At 60.3% G+C, this 19,708-nt stretch carries 13 protein-coding genes; 5 read left to right on the plus strand and 8 right to left on the minus strand.

Features of this window, described 5'->3' with window-relative positions:
* Nucleotide 1: 1 nt before the first annotated feature.
* From mdtC to HCK03_RS08370, 3 genes are read right to left on the minus strand one after another with little or no spacing between them, the layout of a single operon-like run.
* Nucleotides 2–3,079 (minus strand): multidrug efflux RND transporter permease subunit MdtC, encoded by a 3,078-nt coding sequence (gene mdtC / locus HCK03_RS08360; RefSeq protein WP_167691392.1) that lies wholly within the window; start codon nt 3,077–3,079, stop codon nt 2–4.
* Nucleotides 3,080–6,202 (minus strand): MdtB/MuxB family multidrug efflux RND transporter permease subunit, encoded by a 3,123-nt coding sequence (locus HCK03_RS08365; RefSeq protein WP_041146405.1) that lies wholly within the window; start codon nt 6,200–6,202, stop codon nt 3,080–3,082. It abuts the gene before it with no gap.
* Nucleotides 6,202–7,449, minus strand: coding sequence for an MdtA/MuxA family multidrug efflux RND transporter periplasmic adaptor subunit (locus tag HCK03_RS08370; protein WP_167691393.1), 1,248 nt, complete (start codon nt 7,447–7,449; stop codon nt 6,202–6,204). The genes HCK03_RS08365 and HCK03_RS08370 overlap by 1 nt, the downstream gene beginning before the upstream one ends.
* A gap of 482 nt (nt 7,450–7,931) precedes the next feature.
* Here HCK03_RS08370 and HCK03_RS08375 point away from each other — a divergent pair, with 482 nt between their 5' ends.
* Nucleotides 7,932–9,158 (plus strand): dicarboxylate/amino acid:cation symporter, encoded by a 1,227-nt coding sequence (locus tag HCK03_RS08375; protein WP_266096259.1) that lies wholly within the window; start codon nt 7,932–7,934, stop codon nt 9,156–9,158.
* Between the two features lie 318 nt (nt 9,159–9,476).
* Here HCK03_RS08375 and HCK03_RS08380 read toward each other — a convergent pair whose 3' ends face one another.
* From HCK03_RS08380 to yegD, 5 genes are all read right to left on the minus strand, one after another.
* Nucleotides 9,477–10,094: a helix-turn-helix domain-containing protein gene (locus HCK03_RS08380; RefSeq protein ID WP_135184254.1), complete on the minus strand. Its 618-nt coding sequence runs from the start codon at nt 10,092–10,094 to the stop codon at nt 9,477–9,479.
* A gap of 167 nt (nt 10,095–10,261) precedes the next feature.
* Entirely contained in the window at nt 10,262–10,393 is a 132-nt protein-coding gene (locus HCK03_RS08385; RefSeq protein WP_141334811.1) for a small membrane protein, read from the minus strand.
* Nucleotides 10,394–10,770: 377 nt separating this feature from the next.
* Nucleotides 10,771–11,469 (minus strand): response regulator transcription factor, encoded by a 699-nt coding sequence (locus tag HCK03_RS08390; RefSeq protein WP_041146400.1) that lies wholly within the window; start codon nt 11,467–11,469, stop codon nt 10,771–10,773.
* Entirely contained in the window at nt 11,466–13,361 is a 1,896-nt protein-coding gene (locus HCK03_RS08395; protein ID WP_407692380.1) for a sensor histidine kinase, read from the minus strand. The genes HCK03_RS08390 and HCK03_RS08395 overlap by 4 nt, the downstream gene beginning before the upstream one ends.
* Before the next feature lie 472 nt (nt 13,362–13,833).
* On the minus strand, nt 13,834–15,186 hold the full coding sequence (gene yegD, locus HCK03_RS08400; protein ID WP_041146399.1) for a molecular chaperone: 1,353 nt from the start codon (nt 15,184–15,186) through the stop codon (nt 13,834–13,836).
* A gap of 135 nt (nt 15,187–15,321) precedes the next feature.
* Here yegD and alkA point away from each other — a divergent pair, with 135 nt between their 5' ends.
* From alkA to asmA, 4 genes are all read left to right on the plus strand, one after another.
* Nucleotides 15,322–16,170 carry a DNA-3-methyladenine glycosylase 2 gene (gene alkA / locus HCK03_RS08405; RefSeq protein WP_167691395.1) on the plus strand — a complete coding sequence of 283 codons (849 nt, stop codon included), beginning with the start codon at nt 15,322–15,324 and terminating at the stop codon, nt 16,168–16,170.
* A gap of 238 nt (nt 16,171–16,408) precedes the next feature.
* Nucleotides 16,409–17,050 (plus strand): uridine kinase, encoded by a 642-nt coding sequence (gene udk / locus HCK03_RS08410; RefSeq protein ID WP_041146397.1) that lies wholly within the window; start codon nt 16,409–16,411, stop codon nt 17,048–17,050.
* Between the two features lie 90 nt (nt 17,051–17,140).
* Nucleotides 17,141–17,722 (plus strand): dCTP deaminase, encoded by a 582-nt coding sequence (gene dcd / locus HCK03_RS08415; RefSeq protein ID WP_041146396.1) that lies wholly within the window; start codon nt 17,141–17,143, stop codon nt 17,720–17,722.
* A 27-nt stretch (nt 17,723–17,749) separates the two neighbouring features.
* The gene (gene asmA / locus HCK03_RS08420) at nt 17,750–19,597 is read left to right on the plus strand and encodes an outer membrane assembly protein AsmA (RefSeq protein ID WP_135184256.1); all 1,848 of its coding nucleotides are present in this window, start codon (nt 17,750–17,752) and stop codon (nt 19,595–19,597) included.
* The last annotated feature ends 111 nt before the right edge of the window (nt 19,598–19,708 follow it).

A 19,708-nucleotide genomic window follows, 5' to 3' on the forward strand; every position in this document is an offset into this window, starting at 1 on the left:
GTTATTCGCTTACCGGTTGCCGGGCTTTTCGGGAAAAACGCAGCCGCAGACGATCGAAGAACAGATACACCACCGGCGTGGTGTACAGCGTCAGCAGCTGGCTCACCACCAGGCCGCCGACGATGGTAATCCCCAGCGGCTGGCGCAGCTCCGAGCCGTCGCCGCCGGATAGCACCAGCGGCAGCGCGCCGAACAGCGCCGCGAGGGTGGTCATCATAATCGGGCGAAAACGCAGCAGGCAGGCCTGGAAAATGGCCTCTTCCGGCGGCAGGTTGCCGTTACGCTGCGCCTCCAGCGCGAAGTCGACCATCATGATGGCGTTTTTCTTCACTATTCCAATTAATAGCATAATTCCGATCAGCGCGATGAGGCTGAACGGCGCGCCGAACAGCTCCAGCGCCAGCAGCGCCCCGACTCCCGCCGAGGGGAGGGTGGAGAGGATTGTCAGCGGATGCACGTAGCTTTCGTAGAGGATCCCCAGCACGATATAGACCGTTGCAATCGCCGCCAGAATCAACACGATCTGCGAATTCATGGTCTGCTGGAAAACCTGCGCGGTTCCGGCAAACGAGCCGCGCACGCTGGAGGGCACCCCGAGCTGGGTCATGGCGCGGTTGATGGCCTCGCTGGCCTCCGACAGGGATTTACCGGTCGGCAGGTTAAAGGAGACGGTGGAAGCCGCCGAAAGTCCCTGATGGTTCACCGACAGCGGGGCGTTAGCCGGCTGCCATTTGGCGAAGTAGGAGAGCGGGATCGGTTTGCCTTCGCTGTTGATAACAAACATCTTATCCAGCGCGCTGACGTCCTGGGTATAGACCGGGTCAACCTCCATCACCACCTTGTACTGGTTGAGGGGCTGGTAGATGGTGGAGATCTGCCGCTGGCCGAAGGCGTTGTTGAGCAGGCTGTTGGCGTCCTGCACGCTGATGCCGAGGCGCGACATGGTATCGCGATCGTAGAGCAGGTTCATCTCCGCGCCGTTGTCCTGCTGGTCAGAGTTGACGTCAGCCAGCTCGGGCAGCGCCGCCAGCGCTTTGCGAATTTTGGGCTCCCACTCACGCAGCGCCGCCAGGTCGTCCGACAGCAGGGTGTACTGGTAGCTGGCGTTGGACTGGCGTCCGCCGACGCGGATATCCTGCACCGCCATCAGGAACAGGTTCGCCCCCGGCTCCTTCGCCAGCTTTTTCCGCAGCCGGTCAATGATCTGCTGCGCCGTTTCGTGGCGCTGGTCGCGGGATTTAAGGGTGATAAACATCATCCCGCTGTTGACCCGCGAGCCGCCGGTGAACCCGGTAACGTTATCCACCGCCGGGTCTTCCCGAATGATTTTCATAAAGTCCTGCAGCTTGCCGCGCATCGCCTGGAAAGAGATGCTCTGGTCCGCCTGAATGCCGCCCATCAGCACGCCGGTATCCTGCTCCGGGAAGAAGGTTTTCGGAATCGAGATATAGAGCCAGATGCTAAGGGCAATCGTGCCCAGCAGGACGAGGCCGGTCATTCGGCTGTGCCTCAGCACCCACTTCAGCGATTTGCCGTAGCCGCCCTGGACGGCCACCAGCAGGCGGCCAAAGCCGCGGTTGCGCGTAGGCTCGTGCGGCTTGCCGCTCTTCAGCAGCCAGCCGCACATCATCGGCGTCAGGGTTAATGACACCGCCAGCGATATACCAATCGCCACCGACAGGGTGACCGCGAACTCGCGCAGCAGGCGCCCCGGCAGGCCACCCATCAGCAGCAGCGGTAAAAAGACTGCCACCAGCGACAGGCTCATCGACAGCACCGTAAAGCCCACCTCCCGGCTTCCCTGCAGCGCCGCCTGCAGCGGCTTCATCCCCGCCTCAAGGTGGCGGGAGATATTCTCCAGCACCACGATGGCGTCATCCACCACGAAGCCGGTGGCGATGGTCAACGCCATCAGCGACAGGTTGTTGAGGCTAAAATCGCAGAGGTACATGGCGGCAAAGGTGCCGATCAGCGACACCGGTACCGCCACCGCCGGGATCAGCGTGGCTCTGCCGGAGCGCAGGAACAGGAACACCACGAGGATCACCAGCGCCACCGAAATCACCAGCGTCTGCTCGACCTCCTCCAGCGAGGCGCGGATCGTCGGGGAGCGGTCCTGGGCGATTTGCAGATCGATCGCCGCCGGGATGGTTTTTTGTAGATCCGGCAGGCGCGCGCGAATGCCGTCCACCGTCTGGATGATATTGGCTTCCGGCAGCTTGCGGATCATCAGCAGAATTGCCGGTTTGGCATTGGTCATCCCGGCGTTGCGCACGTCCTGTACCGAATCGCTGATGTTGGCAACGTCGCCGAGACGCACCGCCGCGCCGTTGCTGTAGTGCACGATGACGGGCTGATACTCCGCGGCGGTTTTCAGCTCATCGTTGGTGTGGATCTGCCAGCGATGGCTGCCGTCCTCCAGCGCCCCCTGCGGCCTGCGCACGTTGGCGTTATCAATCGCCGTGCGCACGGCGTCCAGCGACACGCCCTGGTTAAACAGCGCCTGAGGATTGAGGTCAACGCGCACCGCGGGCAGGGAGCTGCCGCCGACGTCAACGTCGCCGACGCCGTCAATCTGGGCGATCGTTTGCGCCAGCTGGGTGGAGGCAAAATCGTACAGCTCGCCCTGGGAGTAGGTATCCGAGGTGAGGGTCAGGATCATAATCGGCGAATCGGACGGATTGGCCTTGCGATAGGTTGGACGGCTCGGCATGCCGCTGGGCAGCAGGCTTTGCGCGGCGTTGATCGCCGCCTGCACGTCGCGGGCAGCGCCGTTGATATCGCGGTCGAAGTTGAACTCCATAATAATGCGCGTGCTGCCCAGCGAGCTGGAGGAGGTCATCTCATTGACCCCGGCAATGCGCCCGAGGGAGCGCTCCAGCGGCGTCGCCACCGACGAGGCCATGGTTTCCGGCGAGGCGCCGGGCAGCGAGGCGCTGATCATGATTACCGGGAAATCCACCTGCGGCAGCGGGGCGACCGGCAGCAGGCGGAAGCCGAGAATGCCGCACAGGGTGATGGCCAGCGAAATCAAAATCGTCGCCACCGGGCGGTAAATGAAGAGAGCGAAAAACTTCATTTACGCCTCCTCCTCACGCCGTGGGAAGCGGCTTTTGAGGTACAGCGACAGGCGGTCGAACAGCAGATAGATGACCGGGGTGGTAAACAGCGTCAGCACCTGGCTGAGCATCAGGCCCCCGACCATGCCGATCCCCAGCGGACGCCGCAGCTCCGCGCCGACGCCGGTGCTCAGCATCAGCGGCAGCGCGCCGAGCAGCGCCGCCAGGGTGGTCATCAGAATGGGGCGAAAACGCAGCAGGCAGGCCTGATAAATGGCCTCGCGCGGCGGCATGCCCTGTTCGCGCTCGGCGGCGAGGGCAAAGTCGATCATCATGATGGCGTTTTTCTTGACGATACCAATCAGCAGGATGATGCCGATAATGGCGATCACGTCCAGCTCGCTGCCGGCCAGCCACAGAGCCAGCAGGGCGCCGACGCCGGCGGTCGGCAGGGTGGAGAGAATGGTGATCGGATGGATAAAGCTCTCATACAGCACGCCGAGGACGATATACATCGCCACCACCGCAGCGACCACCAGCCAGACGGTATTCCCCAGCGCCGACTGGAAGGCAAGAGTGCTGCCCTGGAACTCGGTGCGGATATCGGTGGGGAACTCCAGCGCCTGCTCGGCGGTCTGAATCGCCTCCACCGCATCGCCGAGGGAGTAGCCGTCCGGGACGTTAAACGAGATGGTGGTCACCGGGAACTGGTCGAGGTGGTTGATCGACAGCGGGGCAAAGCGCTGCTCAACGGTGGCGATTGACTTCAGCGGCACTATGCCGCCATCGCTGCTGGTGAGGCGAATGCCGTCGAGCGCGGCGAGTCCCGGCGTGGCCTGGGTGTCATGCTCCAGCACTACCCGATACTGGTTGGCCTGGGTATAGATGGTTGAGATCAGGCGCTGACCAAAGGCGTTGTACAGCGCATTGTCGACATCGGCCATGCTGATCCCAAGGCGGCTGGCGCTGTCGCGGTCGACGTTGATGTAGGCCGCCAGGCCTTTATCCTGCCAGTCGCTGCTGACGTCGGAGAGCTGCGGCAGCGCCTGCAGGCGGGTCAGCAGCTGCGGAACCCAGTTGCTGAGCGCATCCAGCGAGTTGGCCTGCAGCGTGAACTGGTACTGCGTGCGGCTGACGGTGGTATCGATGGTCAAATCCTGGGTGGGCTGCAAATAGAGCGCGATGCCCGGAATGCCGTCCACCGAGCGCTGCAGGCGAGAGATAACCGTCTGGACGCGGTCGTCGCGCTCGCTCAGCGGCTTGAGGTTGATCTGCAGCCGGGCGCTGTTCAGCGCCGGGTTGGTGCCGTCGACGCCCACGAACGACGTCAGGCTCTCCACGGCCGGGTCCTTGAGGATCAGCGCCGAGACCTGCTGCTGGCGCTGGGCCATGCTGGCAAAAGAGGCCGACTGCGGGGCCTGCAGCGTGCCCTGAATAATGCCGTTGTCCTGGATCGGGAAGAAGCCTTTCGGGATAAACACCCACAGCATAATCGACAGCGCCAGGGTGCCCAGCGCCACGCTGAGGGTCAGCCACGGGTGGTTCAGCACCCGGCTCAGCAGGCGGCCGTAGGCGGCAATTACTCGATCGAAGAAGCGTTCGCTGGCGCGGGAGAAGCGGTTTTGCTTGCGCAGCGATTCATGGCTCAGCATCCGCGCGCACATCATCGGCGTCAGGGTTAGCGACACCACGGCGGAGATCAGGATCGCCACCGCCAGGGTGACGGCAAATTCGCGGAATAATCTGCCGACGATATCGCCCATAAACAGCAGCGGGATCAGCACCGCGATCAGCGAGAAGGTCAGCGAGATGATGGTAAAGCCGATCTCGCCGGCGCCCTTGAGCGCGGCGGTCAGCGGTTTTTCGCCCTTTTCGATATAGCGCGAGATGTTTTCGATAACCACGATGGCGTCATCGACCACGAAGCCGGTGGCGATGGTCAGGGCCATCAGCGTCAGGTTGTTAATCGAGAAGTCGAGAAACACCATCACCGCAAAGGTGCCCACCAGCGAGAGCGGCACGGCGACGCCGGGGATAATGGTTGCCGGGACGTTGCGCAGGAACAGGTAGATGATCATCACCACCAGGGCGATTGCCAGCATCAGCTCAAACTGCGTATCGCTCACCGAGGCGCGAATGTTGTTGGTGCGATCGGAAAGGACCTGCACCTTGACCGATTTCGGCAGGCTTTCGGTCAGCTGCGGCAGCATCTGGCGCACGCTGTCGGCGGTGGCGATAATATTCGCTCCCGGCTGGCGCTGAACGTTCATGACGATCGCCCGCTGGTTGTTCGCCCACGCGCCGAGCCAGCTGTTTTCCGCACCCTGCTCGATGGTGGCGACGTCGCCGAGGCGAATCGGCGCGCCGTTCTGGTAAGCGACGATCAGCCGGCGATACTCTTCCGCCGACTGCATCTGGTCGTTCGCGGAGAGCGTCACCGCCCGCGACGGGCCGTCGAGGCTGCCTTTCGCCGAGTTGACGTTGGCGCTGGTGATGGCGGTGCGGATGGTTTCACTGGTCAATCCGAGGGCGGCAATCGCCTGCGCGTTGAGCTTCACGCGCACCGCCGGACGCTGGCCGCCGGCGAGGGTCACCAGGCCGACGCCGGAGACCTGGGAGATTTTCTGCGCCACGCGGGTTTCCACCATATCTTCCACCTGGGTCATCGGAATGGCGGAAGAGGTGACCGCGAGGGTCATAATCGGCGGATCGGCCGGGTTCACCTTGCTGTAGACCGGCGGATTAGGCAGGTCTGAGGGGAGCAGGTTGGTGGCCGCGTTAATCGCCGCCTGCACCTCCTGCTCGGCGACGTCCAGCGGCAGCGTCAGCTGGAACTGCAGGGTCACCACCGAGGCGCCGCCCGAGCTTTGCGACGACATCTGCTTGAGGCCGGACATCTGGCCAAACTGGCGCTCCAGCGGCGCGGTGATCGCGGAGGTCACCACGTCCGGGCTGGCGCCAGGGTAGAGGGTGATTACCTGAATGGTCGGATAATCCACTTCCGGCAGCGCCGAGACCGGCAGAAAGCGGTAGCCGATAATCCCGGCCAGCAGAATAGCCACCATCAGCAGCGTGGTGGCCACCGGGCGCATGATAAAGAGACGGGAAGGGCCGCCCGTACTGCTCGGCGGTAGAACTTGCATCAGGAGCGCGCTCCTTTTTTGCCGTATTCGCGGCTGGTGGCTTTTTCCGGCGCGGCGGCGGATGCGCTGTGCGGCTCGACCACTTCAACCTTCGCGCCTTCGGTCAGGCGATCGATACCGTCGGTGACCACGCGATCGCCGGCGGAAAGCCCGGCGCTAATGACCACCTTCAGGCTATCCTGAATACCCGGCGTCACCGTATGTTTGCTGACCTTGTTGTCGGCGTTCAGCACCCACACGAAGTGACCCTCGTTGCCCATCTGCAGGGCGGCGGCAGGGATCACCACCGCATTGTGCTCGGTATCCACCAGCATGCGGGCGTTAACGAACTGGTTGGGGAACAGCGCATCGTCCTGGTTGCTGAAGCGGGCTTTCAGCTTAATGGTGCCGGTGGTGGCGTCAATCTGGTTATCCAGGCTGAGCAGCGCGCCGCTGGCGATTTTCTGCTTGTTGGTGCGGTCCCAGGCCTCAACCGGCAGGACTTTACCCGCCTTCTGCGCCTGAACCACCGCCGCGATGTCATTTTCCGGCAGCGTGAAGACTAAATCGATCGGCTGGGTTTGCGTTAATACCACAATGCCGGTGGTATCGCCGCTGGCGATCTGGTTGCCGATATCCACCTGCTTTAAGCCGACGCGCCCGTCGATGGGCGCGACGATGCGGCTCCAGTTGAGCTGCAGCTGGGCGCTGGCCACCGCCGCTTCATCGGCTTTAATCGTGCCGTTGGTTTCGCTGACCAGCGACTGCTGGGTATCCAGCTCCTGACGGGAAACGAGGTTGCTTTTGACCAGCTGCTGATAGCGGGCGAGGTCGCGCCTGGCGTTGGCAAGGGTCGCCTTATCTTTCGCTAGCTGGCCCTGGGCCTGTGCCAGCGCGACTTTGAACTGGCTGGGGTCGATTTCCGCCAGCAGATCGCCGGCTTTTACCTGCTGGCCTTCCTGGAAGTGGATCGCCAGCAGCTGGCCGTCGACGCGGCTGCGCACGGTGACCGTATTGGCCGCGGTGACCGTGCCGAGGCCGCTGAGATAGCGCGGCACCGATTCGCTGGTGGCCGTAGCCGCCTGTACCGGTGCCAGGGGCGCGCCGAAGCGGCCGTGACGGCCGCCCGCAGCGGGCGCACCTTGTCCTGCCGCCGCCGGAGCCGCTTCACCCGCCGTATCACGACCCTGCCAAAACCAGTATGCGGCGCCGGCAACGATGACGACCGCCAGGGCGGTTGCCCAACGAAGTGTGTGACTGCCTTTCATTATTTTGCTATCTCATCCTGAAACGTTTCGCGAAATGATACTAGTTTAGTGAGGGAACGCCCCGCAAAAATGGAGGAATTATGAAAAGACTGTTGAGATATGTCTGGATAGAGGCCATTCCCGGCGCCGCCGGGCGGCCGTTTTCCCTCCTCAACCCGCTGCGCCGCGCGCATCGACGCAGCCTCTGCTGACCTTCCCCTCCGTCGGCGCATCTTCTTGCGGCATCCCGGCGGCAAAGTGCGAAGAAGATGCAGCGAAGTTGCATGATTAAGCACTTGATGCACATCAAGCATCCTGTCGACTTTTAGTTTAAAAAATAAAAAAGAGTTGTAACTGACGCGGCTTTTATTCAATTTATACGGCGAATGTTTTAGTGCACTTCGATAATAAAAATATATGTGCACTGAACGCGACGGGTTCATAAATCAGGGGTAATTTTAGTGGCCAGTGCAAACAAACTCACGCTCTTCATCGTTATCTTTATGCTGATGGGCATACTTTCCGGCGCGGCAATTCACGCCTACGCCTCCCCGACTGCCATCGTGGCATGGTCGGATAACATCACGCTCTTCACCGATATGTTTTTACGTCTGATCAAGATGGTGATTGCACCGTTGGTCTTCAGCACCCTGACCGTCGGCATAATGCGGCTGGGCGAAACCGCCACTATCGGTCGCGTAGGCGGTAAGGCGATGGTGTGGTTTGTCACCTCCTCGATCCTCTCCATTCTGGTGGGATTAGTGATCGTCACCCTCTGGCATCCCGGCAACGGCCTGAATCTGGCGATCCCCAAAGAGTCCGTGGATACCGGGCTGGCGGTCAGCGGGATGAGCCTGAAAGGGTTCCTGTCGCATACCATTCCGACCAGCATTACCGAAGCGATGGCCAGTAACGAAATTCTGCAGATCGTGGTTTTCTCGATGTTCTTTGGTATCGCCGGGGCATCGCTGGGGGAGAAGTTTAACGCCCCGCTGGTGGCCGCGCTGAACGTGGTCTCCCACATTATGCTCAAGGTGACCGGCTACGTGATGTACGTGGCTCCGCTGGCGATTTTTGCCGCTATCTCCTCGGTGATCGCCTCCCAGGGGCTGGGCATTCTGCTGAACTACGCCTCATTTATCGGCGGCTACTACGTTGCGGTACTGCTCACCAGCGCGGTGCTGGTGGCGGTGGGCTATATGGTGCTGAAAAAAGAGGTCTTCCGCCTGCTCAATATGCTGAAAGATCCGGTGCTGGTCGCCTTTACCACCAGCAGCTCGGAAGCGGCCTATCCGAAGACGCTGGAGCGGCTGGTCAGCTTCGGCTGCTCGCGTAATATCGTCTCCTTCGTTTTGCCTATCGGCTACTCCTTTAACCTGGTCGGTTCGATGGTCTACTGCTCCTTTGCCTCCCTGTTTATCGCTCAGGCGTATAACATTCACCTCAGCTTCAGCGAAATTACGGTGATGATGCTGACGCTGATGCTGGCTTCGAAGGGGATTGCCGGGGTGCCGCGTTCGGCGCTGGTGGTGCTGGCCGCGACGATCCCCAGCTTCAATATTCCGGTCGCCGGGATTTTGCTGCTGATGGGGATCGACCATTTCCTCGATATGGGGCGCTCCGCTATTAACGTGCTGGGCAACGGTATTGCGACGGCGATGCTGTCAAAAAATGAGGGTCAGCTGCAGGAAGAGGTGCCGGAAACGGAGCCTCAGGGCGTTCAGGCCTGACGATGGCATACGCGCTCTTGGCGGAGCGCGTATTTCTTTCAGCGCGCGGGTGCGGCGAAATAAAAAGATGCCCCTAACAGGCACGCAAGGGGCGATGTGACGAAGTAATAATTCCCCGCTAGATACGTTGTTATTATTGTATAACCACGCGGTGAAGCGTCTTTATACCGGGGATGCGCTGATGTTATCCGCTGTCTGGCGAGCATGAGAAGCTATTTTTCCGCACGGCGCTTTTTTTAGGAATTGCCTCCCTGTGCAACCCCATAAATTCCTAAATTTAAACTCTGGGCCGCAAATATTCCCCGACGATGACGCGGGCTATCCTCTTTCTCTAAGTAAATTCATAAACTGAAAAAAATCATGGTTGTTATTAAGCCGGTATTTTTCCATGATCTTACTTTTATGGTAGGTGGTCGTTTTGATACTCACCTTATTGATGGCGGATATTTTACCGATATCAAACCCGTGAATAAGACCGTGGGCGACCGCGACCTGCGAACGCGATAGCGTTTGGTGCGGACAGTGGTTGCAGATTAACCCGGGGTCCTTGAATAATTTAATCGGCGGATTTTCAGCGCTCTTAAGCACCTTTTCGATAATTGCCCGCATCTGCGCCACGCTGGCCGATTTGATGGCGAAAAAGATAACGTCCCTCAGGCAGTTGACGATGCCGGCCGGCTCCGGGAGGGCGTCGTAGCTATGCAGGATAATGACCGAACTGCCCGGTTTGCGATTTTTTATCAGCGTATTGCACAGGTGAATTTCCCCCGGCAGAAGGTCGGCGAAAATGATGTCCTCGTGCGCCAGGGTATCGCTGCGCGAGGAGAAGTTCACCCGGACGCCGGGGCGATCCCGGGTGAGCTCATTCACCATGTAAACTAACGCATCGCGGATAAAGGCGCTGCGGGTGTTAAGCGCAATATTAATCGTTTTCATGGCGTGACTTCCTTTATAAGTCAACGTGACGCCATTGCGCGACCGGACCTCCGGCGTAGGCGATGGTTGCTGTGTGTGCTGCAGAAAAAAGCTGCGCATCGGCTTATTACCGCTGCCGGTTATTATTGGACGCATTATTTTTCGTGTTGCCCGAAATCCGCTGAACGTTATTTTTTACGTCCGTAGGTAAACGGAATCTTTTGTTTTTTACGGTCCTTCAGATAGGACACCAGGCAGTAAACCGAAATACACAGACAAAATACGCACAGCAGCAGGGCGAACCCCGTTTGCATGTTCATGATGAATTTCCTTTATTTAAGGGCCTGTCGGGCAGGCTCTAAACGGTGTATGGCACAAAAAAAGGGGTGAATATTGCTCTACGCTGCCTGCTGCGCCGCGGTTAATGCTCTGGCAAAGCCAGGCAGGGCGGCGTTATCGTTATATTTACCTGGCGGCCGGTATCACGAACTGTGCCTGTCAGACCGTTCGCTAAAGGGGAGACACCGGCAGCCCGCGCTTGATGGCGCAAAATCAGTGTAAGAAAATTCCTAATCGGGGCGTCAGTCTCATTTCTCTCATTTCTCTCAAAAAGTGAGAAAAAATAACAACGACAGCAAAATGAATAACGTACCGGCAATGACGACGGCGCGGGAAGGGGCGCACCTGTCCATCGAACTCAGGAAAGAAACGCCAGGCCTTTGCCGAAAATGGCGCGGATAGGCAGGCTGATACCGTGTAGCCGCGCCTTATGCCGCAGCCGGCTGATGACCACGTCGATGCGGTGCAGCTCGGGTTCCCCTTCGTCGGTGAAGAGCCAGGCATGCAGATCGACCTTGCTGCACACTTCATTGCGGTTGCGCATCAGGATCTCCATCAGCCGGTACTCCTGCTGCGTCAGCGGAAGGATCAGCCCCGACGGTGCCACCAGCCGCTCGGCCTGCAGCGTCCACGGGGAGGAGACCGCCGGGTCGGCCACTCGCGCCGGCGGCGCGGGCGTCACCGCCTGTTGCTCCTTCAGCCGCGCGCCCAGCGCATGGATAGTGTCCGCAAGGTCGGAAAAGTTAACCGGTTTAATCAGGTAGAAGTCTGCGCCGAGGCTTAACGCCTGCAGCTTGTCCTGCTGGTGGCCTCGGGCGGTAATCACGATCAGACCAAACTGGCCGAGCTGGTGCAGATACTCCAGCACGCTGAAGCCATCTTCGCCCGGTAGCCCGATATCGATTAATACAATATCAACCGGATCGGCGTGCAGCTGCCGCCAGAACGCCTCGGCGCTGCGTACGCCCCAGGCCGCAAACCCGCGGTGGCGGAGAAAAGCCTGCAGTTCGTCGAGTAAATCAGCGCTATCTTCAATGATAGCCACGCGTAATGTCATAACCTGGCCTTCTGCTGTTCTGTCAGGGGAAGCGTTAACGCAAATTCGCAGCCGGTCGGCGTGTTCGCCGCCAGCCATAAATCGCCGCCGTGGGCCTGGACTATTTGCCTGGCAACGTACAGCCCGAGGCCGGTACCGGCCGGAGACGCACCGTGGGTTTCGCCGCGTCGGTAGCGCTCGAAAATCAGCTCGATCGCTTCGCCGGCAATGCCCGGGCCCATGTCGCGGATCCTTATCTCGACGTGCCGCTCCTTTTGCGCGATATCGATGCTGATTTCGCCGCAGGGCGCATACTTCACCGAATTGTCGAACAGGTTGGCCAGCGCAACGCACAGCAGCCCGCTATCAATAAACAGCGTCGGCGAGGGGGCATCGGGCGTCACGAGCTGGCCCTCGAGCCTGATCCTGAGGTTGTGCTTCAGCGAGAGGTCCACCACCGTCGCCGCCATTTTGATCACCGGCAGCAGCGCCGCGTCCTGTTTATCGACGGAAAACGCCTCAGAGGAGAGCCGGGCATCGGCCAGGCAGTTATCGGTGAGCTGCACGAGGCGGGTGGTCGCCCGCTGCATGCGATCCAGCCGGGGCTCCTGCTCCAGGGTTGCGGCGCACAGGCGCAGGTTTTCCAGCGCGGCCTGGATAATCGCCAGCGGCGTTCTGAACTCATGCGCGACCATCCCCATAAACTGGCGCTGGTTAAAGCTGGCCTCGCGCTCGATGCGCAGCTCACGCGCCAGCTGCTGTTTCTGCAGCAGCCGGCGGTTTTCCGCGCGTACCCGCAGCACGGCGATGATCAGCACGGTGATGATATGGACGATCAGCGCGTACTGCCAGGCGGAGTAGATCGCTTGATGATAGGGAATGATGCCGTGTATCGAGAGCAATACCAGCGCCGCCGAGGCGACGTAGACCGGCGGCAGCAGGCCAAGGAGCAGCGTATTTAAGTCGATCGCTTTGCGCCTCCACAGCATCCAGGAGGTGGTCAGCAGCACCGGGGAGGCAATAAAGAATATCCCCGCCTCAATCTGCATCGCCAGGCCGTAAAAGCCCAGCGGAATGCTCAGCTGGAGTAAGACGTTCAGCCCCACCGCCAGCAGCAGCAGGCGATAAAGCCTGGGCATGTTCTTCTTCAGGTCGAACACTTCGGCGTGCAGCCACAGGGCGGTGGCGTAGCTGAGCAGCGACAGGCAGCTTATCATGTAGTCCTGAACGGGCAGCACCGCCTGGCCGAATAGCCACTCCGGATAGCCGTGCAGCGCCGCAACCAGCGGGTAGTTGAGGGAGAAGAGGCAGATCCCCCACAGCAGGCGACGGCGCAGCGCGATGGCCAGCCACAGGGCAATGCCGCTGGCAATAATGGCGAGGCCGAAATAGAAGCTCCAGAAGGCGGTATCGATGGTGGCCGACTGTACAAACTCCTCGGGGGAGGAGAGAGTCGCCAGCAGGATCAGGGTGCTGGTGCTCTGAAGATGGAACACCACCTCGTAGCCCGCAGGGCCCGGGGGCGGCTGAAAAATCAGTACGCTTTCGCGATAGTCGATATCGCTCTCCCTGGCCGGGGCGTGGTCGCCGAAGGTCTTGCGGATCCAGGGCGCAGCGCTGCCGGCCGGACGATAGAATACCGTCAGGTTGTCGACAAAAGAGGGGCCAACCTGCAGCCAGCGCGGCTCGCCGGCGAAGTAAGAGGCCGGCAGGGTGGCCTTAAGCCACCAGGCCTTGCGCGAGTAGCCAAAGGAGGGGATTTTGTGCAGCGGCTGCAGGTCACTCTCCGGCAGCGAAGCGAAGGTATCCACCGTCATTCGGCCATCGGCGTCGGCAAACCAGAAGACCGGAATATCAATTCCCAGCTGGTAGGTCTCAGCATGAGCCGGCGCCAGGGTCTGGAAATAGCTCAAAATGCCGCAGCAGACTAAAAAAAGGCACCTGAACCAGGCTGCCGGCTTAGCCGTAGCAAAAATAGCGCACACGCGATTCAATCACGCCCCCTTGCGGCATTATTAACGGTATTTTAAATAGCGCGACAGTGAATAACCGGCAGCGTAAATCCGCCGGGATCCCGGGGAAAATGCAGAGGTTCAGACGCGAAAGCATTTTGCTGACCCGACAGAGAATATTCCAGCTTTATTTCAGTTCGCCGTTTCTGTTGGTCATAACGGGCCAAAGCCTTGCAGCAGCGCCGCGGGCTTAGGGTATATCACGAATGACAGAGGATGGGAGAGAGCATTTTGTGATATCAGGCGTCCGGAGCGGGCTGAGAATATCGTTTTATTTGCCGACGAGTTGGCCGATACGGGCGACAGGAGAGTTTATCGCCCGCAACATTGACGGACGACGGGGCGGCCGAAGGTGCGGCCGCCCGTAGCGGGGTTAGCTAAAGACCACCTGCGCCCAGCGGGCCAGACCGGCGGTGACCGAACCAAAGTCATCGCCACCGGCAACGGGAATACCCGGCAGATGGGCCGCCAGCGCTTTCTTAATCAGCGGGGAGCGGGCGCTACCGCCGGTCAGATAGATCACATCCGGCGTTTCGCTGCTGCTGTCCAGCGCGAGCTGAACCTGCTCCATGATCCGCGCCAGCGGCTGATTCAGCGCGGCTTCCAGCCCCTGCTGGCTGATGGCCGTCGCCAGGTCGGCGCTGATAAACGGCAGCCCGGCGGTGACGCTATCCTGCGCGGAGAGGGCAATTTTGCTCTCCTCGGCACCGCGTACCAGGCGATAGCCGAGGCGCTGGCGCCACACCTTGGTCAGCAGCGCAACCTTCTCGCCGTCGCGGGCGTCACGGACTAAATCGTTGAGCAGTCTGCCGTTGGCGCTGCTGTAGAAATCGGTCTGCGCCGGGACGTCGTTAATCGCCACCGCGTTCCACCACGGCAGAACCGGCAGGGCAATCCCTTTTTCGGTTTCGCCGCCCATGCCGAGCAGCGGCATCAGGCATTTAAAGGCGAGGGCGATATCAAGATCGTTTCCGCCGACGCGACAGCCGCTGTGCCCCAGCAGGCTTTGCTGGCGATCGGCCTTCTGACGCCATTCCGGGCCCATCAGCAGCAGCGAACAGTCGGTCGTACCGCCGCCGATATCGACAACCAGCACGCGCTTTTCCGCGCCGAGGGTGGCTTCGAAATCGAGCCCCGCGGCAACCGGCTCAAACTGAAATACCACGTCGCGGAACCCGGCACGCTGCGCCGCGCGTTCGAGGATCCCCTGCGCCTGGGCGTTAGCCTCATTGCCGCCGAGACCCTGGAAGTTAATGGGGCGACCAATGACCGCCTGGTCGATGGTCTCCGACAGCTGGGTTTGCGCCTGTTGCTTAATATGGACCATCATGGCGCAGACCAGATCTTCAAACAGCGCGACCTGCTGCGGCTTCAGGCCGCTGGCGCCGAGGAAGGATTTCGGCGATTTGACGAAGTACACTTCCTCCGGGTCATCGACGTACTGGTGCAGGGAGGCGAGACCAAACTGCACGCTGCTATCGAGAACCTCGATATCTTCCTCGCGGTTAAAGTTCATCGCGCGGCGCAGCAGCGCCTGATTTTCATCACCGTTGGTCGGGACGCTATGATGCCGGTAGAGCCACTCGCTGACCGCTTCGCGGGTCGGCGCAGAGAGCATTGAAGGCAGCAGCTTGCTGCCGTTTTCCAGCGTTAACAGCTGCGGCGTATTATCGCGCATTACGGCAACCGAACAGTTGGCGGTTCCGTAGTCAAAACCAATAAACATGACCTGAAAATCCCCATGCCAGTGAAGAAGGGGGGCGACTTTAGCGGATTGCCGCCACGGCGACAACTGGAATTTAAAAGCAAGGTGCGCCATCCGCACAGCGGCTATCATTGAGGCAATTCATCAGGAGAAACTATGACGCTATTACCCTGGCACCCGCCCTACGACGGGGAGTGGATACTCGGTTTTCTCGGCGCCCGCGCGGTTCAGGGAATCGAAACCTTTAGCGAAGGGCGCTATACCCGCAGCTTCTCCCTGGCGGGGCACGGCGGGTTGATAACGATCGCCCCGGACGATGCCGCGCAGGGGCTGCGGGTGACGCTCTCCGAGGGACTGCTGCCGGTTGCGGATGAGTGCCTGCTCCGCGTGGCGCGTATGTTTGACCTCGCCTGCGACCCGCAGGAGATCATGCTCGCGCTGGGTCCGCTGGCACGGCCACGGCCGGGTCTGCGCCTGCCCGGCTGTCTCGATCCCTTCGAGCAGGCGGTGCGGGCGGTGCTCGGGCAGCTGGTTAGCGTAGCGATGGCGGCCAGGCTGACGGCGAAGGTGGTAGCGGCTTTCGGCGAGCCGCTGGCGCTGGCGCCGGGATATTTTCTTTTTCCGTCGCCGCAGAAACTGGCGCTGGCCGACCCGCTGGCGCTGAAGGCGCTGGGCATGCCGCTGCGGCGCGCCGAAGCGCTGGTTTATCTGGCGCAGGCGGCCATCAGCGGCGAGCTTCCGCTGACGGCGCCGAACGATATTGCGGCGGGGATGAAGCAGCTGCAAACTCTGCCGGGCATTGGCCGCTGGACCGCGAGCTATTTCGCCCTGCGCGGCTGGCAGGCGAAGGATATTTTCCTCGCCGATGATTATCTGATTAAGCAGCGCTTCCCCACCCTGACCCCGGCGCGTATTGCTCGCTATGCCAGCCGCTGGCAGCCGTGGCGATCCTATGCGCTGTTGCACATCTGGTACACCGAAGGGTGGAGCCCGGTCGCGGAATAGCCTAACGGGGCGCTTAGCGCTGGTATCGCCGCGCTGAAGCCCCTATAATTGCCGCGTTTGACGCTAAAACGTCACCCTTCCTGTACATAAAATCATTCGAGATGCGTCAAGGCGGCGGGGAAGTGAACCCCCGGAAGCGGGCTAAAGCCAGCGACCGAAGTGCACGACGCAGCTAACGCCGAGGCAGTTTGCAGGATGATGTGTATATATATCCAGGTTAATCAGGTCGCAAAAAGTTATGACTGATACGTCTCATCAGTGCGTCATTATAGGTATTGCCGGCGCATCGGCTTCGGGAAAAAGTCTTATTGCCAGCACGCTCTATCGCGAATTACGCGAGCAGGTTGGCGACGAGCATATCGGCGTTATTCCGGAAGACAGCTATTACAAAGATCAAGGTCATTTGTCGATGGAAGAGCGGGTTAAAACCAACTATGACCATCCCAGCTCTATGGACCATAGCCTGCTGTTTCAGCACCTGCAGATGCTGAAAAGCGGCCAGCCGATTGAATTACCGGTTTACAGCTACGTTGAGCACACGCGGATGCCGGAAACAATTCATATTGAGCCGAAGAAAGTGATTATCCTTGAGGGGATTTTACTCCTGACCGACGTGCGTTTACGCAATGAATTAAACTTTTCCATTTTCGTCGATACGCCGCTGGATATCTGCCTGATGCGCCGTATTAAGCGCGACGTTAACGAACGCGGGCGCTCGATGGATTCGGTGATGGCACAGTATCAGAAAACCGTCCGTCCGATGTTCCTGCAGTTTATTGACCCTTCCAAGCAGTATGCCGACATCATCGTGCCTCGCGGCGGTAAGAACCGCATTGCGATTGACATTCTGAAGGCCAAGATCAGCCAGTTCTTTGAATAACACTAACGAATTGTGTAACGTGCAAAGAGAACCCATATTGCCCTTATCCCCGGAAGGTGTGAGGGCGCGATGCCTTAAAGGAGAAAGCTCATGCGTCTGTGCGACCGAGATATAGAAGCCTGGTTGGATGAGGGCCGGCTATCCATCAGCCCGCGTCCACCCGTTGAGCGCATTAATGGTGCGACCGTCGATGTCCGCCTGGGCAATAAGTTCCGCACCTTTCGCGGCCACACGGCGCCGTTTATCGACCTGAGCGGACCGAAGGCGGAAGTGAGCGCGGCGCTGGAGCGTGTGATGAGCGAAGAGATCGTGCTGCCGGAAGGCGAAGCGTTCTATCTCCATCCGGGCGAGCTGGCGCTGGCGGTTACCTTTGAGTCGGTGACCCTGCCTGCGGATCTGGTGGGCTGGCTGGACGGACGTTCGTCGCTGGCGCGCCTGGGGCTGATGGTTCACGTGACCGCCCACCGCATCGATCCGGGCTGGTCGGGCTGCATCGTGCTCGAGTTCTTTAACTCCGGCAAGCTGCCGCTGGCGCTGCGTCCTGGGATGCCGATCGGCGCACTGAGTTTTGAACCGCTGTCCGGCCCGGCGGCCCGTCCCTATAACCGCCGTGAAGACGCCAAATATCGCGACCAGCAGGGCGCGGTGGCGAGTCGAATCGACAAGGATTGATAACGTAAGCGGCTTGCTGAGGGTGCCATGAGACGAATTCTGACGACGCTGATGATCTTACTGGCGGTAGTTGTCGCCGGGCTTACCGCATTGGTATTGCTGGTCAATCCCAATGATTTTCGCGCCTATATGGTGCACAAGGTGGCGGAGCGTAGCGGTTATCAGCTCAAACTCGATGGCCCGCTGCGCTGGCACGTCTGGCCGCAGCTGAGCATCCTGTCCGGGCGCATGACGCTGACGGCGCCCGGCGCGGCCGAGCCGGTGGTTCGCGCCGACAATATGCGCCTCGACGTGGCGCTGCTGCCGCTGATTTCCCACCAGCTGCAGGTTAAGCAGGTGATGCTTAAAGGCGCGGTTATCCAGCTGACGCCAAAAACGGAAGCGGTGCGCGATCTGAATGCGCCGGTGGTTCCGCACGACAACACGCTGCCGCAGGTGTCGGAAGACAGCGGCTGGTCCTATGACGTGCGGAAGCTGCAGGTTGTCGACAGCGTGCTGTTCTTCCAGCACGAAAGCGGCGAGCAGGTGACGGTGCGCGATATCCGTCTGCAGATGGATCAGGATCAAAATCATCACGCGACGCTCGATTTCTCCGGGCGGGTCAATCGCGATCAGCGCGACCTGGCGCTCTCCTTCTCCGCCGAGGTGCAGGGCGGCGATTATCCGCACTCCCTGCAGGCCGAAATTACCCAGCTTAACTGGCAGCTGCGCGGCGCCGAGCTGCCGGCTAACGGCATCAGCGGTCAGGGCAGCCTGCAGGCCAGCTGGCTTGAGGATCAGAAAAAGATCGGCTTTGATAAGCTGAATCTGACGGCTAACGGCAGCACGATTTCCGGCAGTGCCAGCGTGGTGCTGGGCGAGCAGGCCGACTGGAAGCTTAATCTCCACGCCAGTACGCTCAACCTCGACAGCCTGCTGACGCACACCGAGACCGCCGGCGATAGCGCGGCAAGCCAGCAGGGGCAAAGCCAGCCGCGGCAGATGCGTCCGGTGATTGCCGATAGCGACATTCAGCAGGATTACGATAGCCTGCGCGGCTTCAGCGCGCATATGGCGTTGACCGCCGATCGCCTGCAGTGGCGGGGAATGAACTTTACCCAGGTTAAGAGCGATATCACTAACCAGCAGGGGCTGCTGACGATTAATCAGCTGCAGGGCGAGCTCGACGGCGGGCTTATCTCTCTGCCAGGCACGCTGGATGCGCGCAAGGATACCGCTGAGGCTTCTTTCCAGCCAAAACTCGATAACGTCGAGATTGCCACCATCCTTAATGCCTTTAACTACTCGTTGAACCTCACCGGTAAGCTCTCGCTGGCCGGCGATTTTTCCGGTCAGCGTATTGATGCTGACGACTTCCGCCGCAGCTGGCAGGGGCAGGCGCATCTGCAAATGAGCGATACCCGCACCGAAGGGCTCAACTTCCAGCAGCTGGTACAGCAGGCGGTTGAGCGCAGCACCAACGTGCAGGCGCAGGAGAACTACGATAACGCCACCCGCCTCGACTCCATGAGCAGCGACCTGCTGCTGGATAAAGGCGAGGTCACGCTGAAGAGCCTGCAGGGGCAGTCTGAGCTGATGGCGCTTACCGGGCAGGGCGGCCTGAATCTGCTGAAAGAAGAGTGCGACATGCGCTTTAACGTCCGCGTGCTTGGCGGCTGGAAAGGCGAGGGCAAGCTGATCGAACGACTCAAGCAGACGGCGATTCCGCTGCGAATCTACGGTAAATGGCAGGCGCTGAGCTACAGCCTGCAGGTTGACCAGATTCTGCGTAAGCAGCTGCAGGATGAGGCGAAGCAGCGCCTGAACGATTGGGTTGAACGCAATAAGAATAGCCAGGATGGCAAAGACGTGAAGAAGCTGCTCGATAAGCTTTGAGCGCTTTGACCTGCTGCTGGACTCCCGGATAGCGGCGTAACCGCCTTATCCGGGCTACGCGATCGTACTCGCCCCGTAGCCCCGGTAAGCGCAGCGCGACCGGGGACGGTC

This window comes from Klebsiella terrigena (assembly GCF_012029655.1).
Lineage (GTDB): Bacteria > Pseudomonadota > Gammaproteobacteria > Enterobacterales > Enterobacteriaceae > Klebsiella > Klebsiella terrigena.

Excerpts from the sequence above, each read along its gene's own strand:
- mdtC (WP_167691392.1), bottom strand. The coding sequence starts at position 3,079 with ATGAAGTTTTTCGCTCTCTTCATTTACCGCCCGGTGGCGACGATTTTG.
- HCK03_RS08365 (WP_041146405.1), bottom strand. The coding sequence starts at position 6,202 with ATGCAAGTTCTACCGCCGAGCAGTACGGGCGGCCCTTCCCGTCTCTTT.
- HCK03_RS08370 (WP_167691393.1), bottom strand. The coding sequence starts at position 7,449 with ATGAAAGGCAGTCACACACTTCGTTGGGCAACCGCCCTGGCGGTCGTC.
- HCK03_RS08375 (WP_266096259.1), top strand. The coding sequence starts at position 7,932 with ATGCTGATGGGCATACTTTCCGGCGCGGCAATTCACGCCTACGCCTCC.
- HCK03_RS08380 (WP_135184254.1), bottom strand. The coding sequence starts at position 10,094 with ATGAAAACGATTAATATTGCGCTTAACACCCGCAGCGCCTTTATCCGC.
- HCK03_RS08385 (WP_141334811.1), bottom strand. The coding sequence starts at position 10,393 with ATGAACATGCAAACGGGGTTCGCCCTGCTGCTGTGCGTATTTTGTCTG.
- HCK03_RS08390 (WP_041146400.1), bottom strand. The coding sequence starts at position 11,469 with ATGACATTACGCGTGGCTATCATTGAAGATAGCGCTGATTTACTCGAC.
- yegD (WP_041146399.1), bottom strand. The coding sequence starts at position 15,186 with ATGTTTATTGGTTTTGACTACGGAACCGCCAACTGTTCGGTTGCCGTA.
- alkA (WP_167691395.1), top strand. The coding sequence starts at position 15,322 with ATGACGCTATTACCCTGGCACCCGCCCTACGACGGGGAGTGGATACTC.
- udk (WP_041146397.1), top strand. The coding sequence starts at position 16,409 with ATGACTGATACGTCTCATCAGTGCGTCATTATAGGTATTGCCGGCGCA.
- dcd (WP_041146396.1), top strand. The coding sequence starts at position 17,141 with ATGCGTCTGTGCGACCGAGATATAGAAGCCTGGTTGGATGAGGGCCGG.
- asmA (WP_135184256.1), top strand. The coding sequence starts at position 17,750 with ATGAGACGAATTCTGACGACGCTGATGATCTTACTGGCGGTAGTTGTC.